A 6,000-nucleotide genomic window follows, 5' to 3' on the forward strand; every position below is an offset into this window, starting at 1 on the left:
TTTGATATAGTAGTATATTATTTTTGATATAATTCTATATTGGGAAAAATCCATGGTTGTTGGAGGAAGAAATGAAAAAAATTGGATGCCTGGCGCTTGCCGCTGTGCTTGGATTGATGGTTGTCGGATGTGCGAGTACTAATTCTAAAGAAAACAAACCAATTGAGTTAAAAAACAAGGACATTAATTTTAATTCTGAAAAAGGCTCTTTGTTTGTTTCGAATAATACGGCTGAAGATGTTGTGGTTTTTGTTGGTAAGGTTGAGAAAGGAAATCTAATCGGTGGAATTCATGCTAACACATCAAGGTCATTTGATATTTCAAAGATTCCTGGAATTCCTTCTAGTGGTTCTTTATTGGTTCGTGTTGCTACTGCTAATTTATATAAAGAAAAGGCTAGAATTACAGAAGAAGATGTTATTTATACAGGTCTTGTTGTATATGATTTGAATGACTCTGGGGACAAGATTTCTTTGTCGATTTACAGAGGTGTTGATGCTAGCCAGAAGGAATGCATTTATGTAAGCAATGAATCAGAAAATTTTGTTCTTGAACTTAGGTTGGGTAATCCTTCCCAAGGTGAAGTTATTGCAACATTAGCTCCGTTAACAACAAATAAAAGAATCTATTTGAGCGCAAGAGATGATAGTCTTTCTTATGATTTTTATCCGACTTTTATTTATGTAAATCCCAAAACAAATGAAAAAACTTCAATGAATAATCCTGGAAAAGCAGATAGAAAGCGAGCGTATCCAGAGCCTATTGGTGGTGATATAACTCCAATTAGATTTGAAGGTCCGTCTGCTTCAAATGTTGGATATGATGTTGCATTTGTAAGTGTTCAGAATGATACAAATTCTGGAATTGAATTTAGAAATGCCGGAACTCCTTTAAAAAATCAAAAGGGTAGAAGATTTACAGCTTCTGGCAGGACTGATGTATATGAGATTTCATCTCAGAATGGTGAGGCTGGAAAACTTTATACATCTCTCACTTTTGAATTTGATAATTTTACAAAGAAGAAAATATCTCCTTTTACATTCCTTCCAGGGTATAAATACGATGTGATTGTTACAGAACTTGATGGCAATTATCAGTATGACATCCGCGAAGTAGGTAAGAAGAGCCTTGTTGAGGATGCTCGCATCCAGCTCTTTATGGAATAAAATTGTAGAGTTTTCCTTTCTTGTTTAGAAAGGAAAACTTTTTCTATATGAAAAGAATTACTTTTGCTTGTACTATATACATTTTTTCTCTTGTTTTACTAACTGCTTGTGCAACAGCGAATAATTCTGTAGCTCAGAAAAATGTATACATCGATAATTGCTTTGAAACTTTAATAAAGAATAATTCTGACTTTGATATTGAAATTGATGAAACTAAAGTTTCTGCAAAGTCTAGCGTGGCTCATAAATTCCCACTTCATGATTCTGCTCTTTATGATGGATGGGAAGTTTTATATAAAATTCCTTTTACAAAAGATATTTTTTTCTATTTGCGTAATAAAATAGCTATAACAGATAATCAAGTTGAATTACTAATAGAAAAACCTATTGAAAATCAAAGTTTTGACAATTATTTGATTTTGAAAAACAATTCCAAAATTTCTGTTCAAATCTCAAACGGAATATCCTTGTTTCCGTGTTTTTTGAACGGTCAGGTAAATAGCAGAAATTCAAATCCCGAATATTATATTTCTTCTAGAGATGTTGCAGCTTTAAAAGTTCCTTCTGATAACACAAAATTGTTTGTTCAAGAAGGAAATAAAATGTCTAGCAGTTGGAAAATACCTTTAAGTAAAAAAAATAAGACAGGTTTTGTTTACACTTATACTTTTGATGGAGAGAAAGTTGTTTTTGAAGATGCTCGCCCGATTGTGAAAATAAATGAGCCTCTGTGGAATAAAGATTATTCTGATACGGCACTTTTAAAAACATTTGGCTCAAAAAATGAAAATTCTATATTTTGCATTGGAAATAAAATAGAAGAGGATAAAAACAAAAATAAGTTTTTAAGTGCATGTTTTGGATGCTTTGAAAATACTGGAACGAAAAAATGGGAGTCTAGTTTTTCTGAAAAAAATGCTGATAACAAAATTTATGACGGAGTTTTACTTGAAAACAAGATAATCTGCGTGGGACAGAGCATGAACGAAAAATCGGAGTCTGGTCTTGTGCTTGTTGCAGATTCTAAAAATGGTCATATTGAGTCGTTTAAGATTCCCGAACTTTTAGGACTTTTTTCTATAAGCTCATTCGGATCAAATATTCTTGCAACTGGATTCGGCTCTGCTGGTAGTCTTACTGTTCTAAAAATTTCTTTTGAAAATGACCATCCGATTTTTTCCTTAGTGCCATTGGAACTTCCTTTAGCAGAATCAAATCTTGTGAATCATGCATTATGTCTGTATGACACTGAATGTGAGAAAATCATTTTGCTCTGCAACAGACAAAATGAAAATGGAGAAGTTCTTTCTTCTGTATTATATAAATTTTCTTATGACGGAAAACTTATTTCAAAAGAAGATTTTGTACAAAGTATAAAGTCTGTATCATGCGTGGTTCTAAATAATAGCGGGGAGGTTTTTGCAGGAGCGGAAACTTTTGAAAGTGAAAACACATCTGCTGTTATAATAAAACTTCTGCCTAATGAAAGTTGGAATTATTTTTACCGTAATGAAAATCCATCATCGTTTATAACATCTCTTTGTCTTTCTGAAAGTGAAGACTTTATTGCTGTTTCTGGTGTTCAAAATGCATCTGATTCTTACGGACATGGTGGAAAATCATTTTTTGTTGGTATGGATTCTAATTCTGCTGAACAGCTTTGGTTTACTGAATATGAAAAAAAACAAAATATGTTGTTAACGAATTTTTCTTTACTTTCTGAATATGGCTTTGCAGGAATTTTCTGTTATACGGATGAGAATGGAGTTATTAAATCTCCATCTGCTTTAAAAAGAATGACATTAAACGGAAGTGTTCTAAAAAAATAATTGGAGGATTTTATGAAAAAATATTTTAGTCTTGTTTTTTTTATGATTTTGGCAGTTTCAACTTTTGCACAGAATTCTATTTCTGACGGAATACGTCGGTTTGACAATGTGCTTTTTGAAAAACAAATTCAGCGAGCTGAAACAGCAATCGGCTTTATCTATTATTCTGATTCTGAAACCTGTGGCTCTGTTGTTCCATGGATTAAAAATGAAATAAAACGAGCGGCTGCAAGAACAATGCGTATAAAAATTATAGATACATCTTCGCTTTCTTCTGAAGGACAGATTGTTGCAACTCGTGGAGTTTCTTTTGGACAGATGAAAAAGTCTTCAGAACAAAAAAAATATATTATTTCGGGTACTTATTTTCCAAATGCAGAAAATCTTGAGCTGTTTTTGGATTTGAAGGATTCTGCAGGCGAACTTGTTGCTTCTGAAAAAATTATCATTTCAATGTCAAAGATAAAATCCTTAAATTTGACTTTATTCCCAAAGAATTCCATGCAGGCAAATCAAATTCTTAAGGATTTTGAAGATGCAAAAATTGCTTCTGTAGTTGAAAAAGATATTTCTTCTGTAAAAAACAGCTCATCTGAAAAACGAAATATCCCAAAGCCTGATTACCTCATAACTGCGGCGATGCTCGACAGCGGGGACAATCTTGTGAATATGCTTTATCCGAATGACATTGTAAAGTTCATGATTTCTGTGGAAAAAGATTCTTATATTGCGATTCTGTGCATTGACGCTAACGGGGACAAGAACTGGCTTCCTGTCGCATATAATTTTATTCGAGCAGGTGAAGTCCGCACTTTTCCTGATTTGAAAGACACGGTTTTTAAGGTTGTTGACGGCGTTTACGGAGCGGAGCAGATTCTGATTTACGCTTCAACTTCGGAGAAAGGTCTTCCTGAGCAGACTTCGACTGGAAAATACGCAAGAAACGACATTCAGAAAATTGCACGCGGAATCATGGCTGTAAAACAAAGTTCCGCCGAAAACTACGAAAGCAGTGTTTTCAAGATTACATATACTGTGATGGAGTAAGAGGAAAAATGAAGAATAAAAGTAAGGAAAAAGAAAAATATTTTTCAGCGGCAGAAAAAGGCTCGTTTGCGGAATTCACAGTAGAAAAAAGGTTTAAGAAAATATTTGAAGACTACTGCTCTGGAAATTATGAAAAATTTATAGAAACTCCCATGTTGGAAATATTCTTTGATGATGAAGTTTTAGGTTCACAAATATCTTGTGAAACTGAAAATATAAATCAGAGAAAAGAAAATAATGATTCTAATGAAAAAGGAAAAAACTGCAATATAATTGTAATAAATCATTTTAGAAAAATAAAAACCAAAGAAGAATATAAAGTTTTTTCGAATATAGTAGTGGCATTCTTAAAGTCTTTCAGACAGAAACTAGATGAACAAGCTATATGTGGAATAGGTGATAATGAAAAATGTGATGCGCTTAAAAAGGTAAATGAACTTACTTTGAAAGACTGTATTTATAATGCTCCGTTTTTTGAGGCGGAAGTTCTTTTTTATCATGCTTTGCTTGCACAGAAAGAATATTTTAGTAACAAGAATGATTTTTTTGCATCTGGAAAAAAATTCAGCATAATAAATGGAAATGAAGATTTTATACAGCAGTTAAAAAATTTGTTTTCTAGAAAAGACAGAGAAAAAGAATTTGATACTGATGATGGAAAAAAATATTTCAAAAAAAGCCTTCTGTATTGTCTTTCTGCAAATACAAGCGATTTAAGTCAGCTTAATTCAAAAGATAGGTTTGATTTTAAGGCGAATGATATTACAGTTCTTTGTGATGATAGCGAAAATATTTATGAATTCTTAAAAATACTTAGTAATGAGAAAGAGAAACATAAGCGTTTTGATATAATATGCGACAATTGCGGAAAAGAACTTTTTTCAGATTTGTTTTTAGCCTGTTATTTTTTGTATTTGGGTCTTGCTAACGAAGTTGTATTTCATGTAAAAAAATATCCGTTTTTTGTTTCTGATGCTACAGAAAATGACTTTGGATTCTTGCTTCAGTCTATTTTAACAAAAGATAAAGATATAGAAGAATGTCGTGATTATCTGAATTCAGGAAAAATAAAAGTTGAAACAAATGATTTTTGGACTTCTCCAAGAACATTTAATGAACTAAAAGAGGCAGATAGCGATTTATATAAAGAGTTAAGTAAAAGCAGTCTTATAATTGTAAAGGGAGATTTGAATTATAGAAGGCTTGTTGAAGATAAAAACTGGAATTATGACGAGTCTTTTATAAAGCTAACAGAAAATGTTTTCGGAGATGTTCCGATTCTGGCTCCACGTGTCATAAAGTCTGATGTTCTAGTCGGTGTGTCTTCATCTATGTATCACCTTGCAAAAAGCACGGAAAGTGTAAATTCTTCTATTGAGAACAGCTTTAAGGCAAACGGAAAGTGGGCTGTAATTCATTTCAATCCTAAAAAAAAACTGAAGGAGAAAATACTGTCTTTTTGCAAGAAAAAAAACAATGGTAAGTCAGATGAAAACGCGTCAAAAGACAAAAAAAATGTTTCTGAGCAAAAAAAGAAAAAGAAAGAAAAAACAGTAGAAGAGAAAATTTATTCAAAAGGCGTAATAATTGTTATCTCATTAATTTCTGCTTTGCTGTTAGTTAGTTTTATTTTTTGTACAGCATCTCCAATTTTTTCTGCTATAAATTTTATAGCTAATAAGATTAATGATACAAAAAATCAGGTATATTTTTCTTCTTTTGCATTTGATGGAAAATCTTCTGTTGATTTTACTTTTCTGCTTGCAGGTTACGCTCTGTTTTTTGCAGGAACTATTCTAGTTCCGAAATTTCTTTTAAAGGAAAAAGTAAGCGAGGAAGTAAAAATACAGCTTGATGAACGACTTAAATATGAAATAAAGGCAAGCTGCAAAAATGAAATTGATGAGCTTATAAGCAGTTCTAAACGACACGCCGCGGACTGGGCTAGGATGACTGCT

General features: G+C 32.2%; 4 protein-coding genes. All 4 read left to right on the forward strand.

Annotation, left to right across the window (positions count from 1 at the left end; all coding sequences use genetic code 11):
* The first annotated feature begins 71 nt into the window (after positions 1-71).
* Positions 72-1,166 carry a hypothetical protein gene (locus B4C08_RS09745; RefSeq protein WP_296664917.1) on the forward strand — a complete coding sequence of 365 codons (1,095 nt, stop codon included), beginning with the start codon at positions 72-74 and terminating at the stop codon, positions 1,164-1,166.
* Between the two features lie 47 nt (positions 1,167-1,213).
* Positions 1,214-2,995: a hypothetical protein gene (locus tag B4C08_RS09750; RefSeq protein ID WP_296664919.1), complete on the forward strand. Its 1,782-nt coding sequence runs from the start codon at positions 1,214-1,216 to the stop codon at positions 2,993-2,995.
* Between the two features lie 12 nt (positions 2,996-3,007).
* On the forward strand, positions 3,008-4,042 hold the full coding sequence (locus tag B4C08_RS09755; RefSeq protein ID WP_296664921.1) for a DUF4384 domain-containing protein: 1,035 nt from the start codon (positions 3,008-3,010) through the stop codon (positions 4,040-4,042).
* A gap of 8 nt (positions 4,043-4,050) precedes the next feature.
* On the forward strand, positions 4,051-6,000 hold a 1,950-nt coding region (locus B4C08_RS09760), incomplete at its 3' end, for a damage-control phosphatase ARMT1 family protein (RefSeq protein WP_296664924.1).

This window comes from Treponema sp. UBA753, assembly GCF_002297325.1.
Taxonomy (GTDB): Bacteria; Spirochaetota; Spirochaetia; order Treponematales; family Treponemataceae; genus Treponema_D.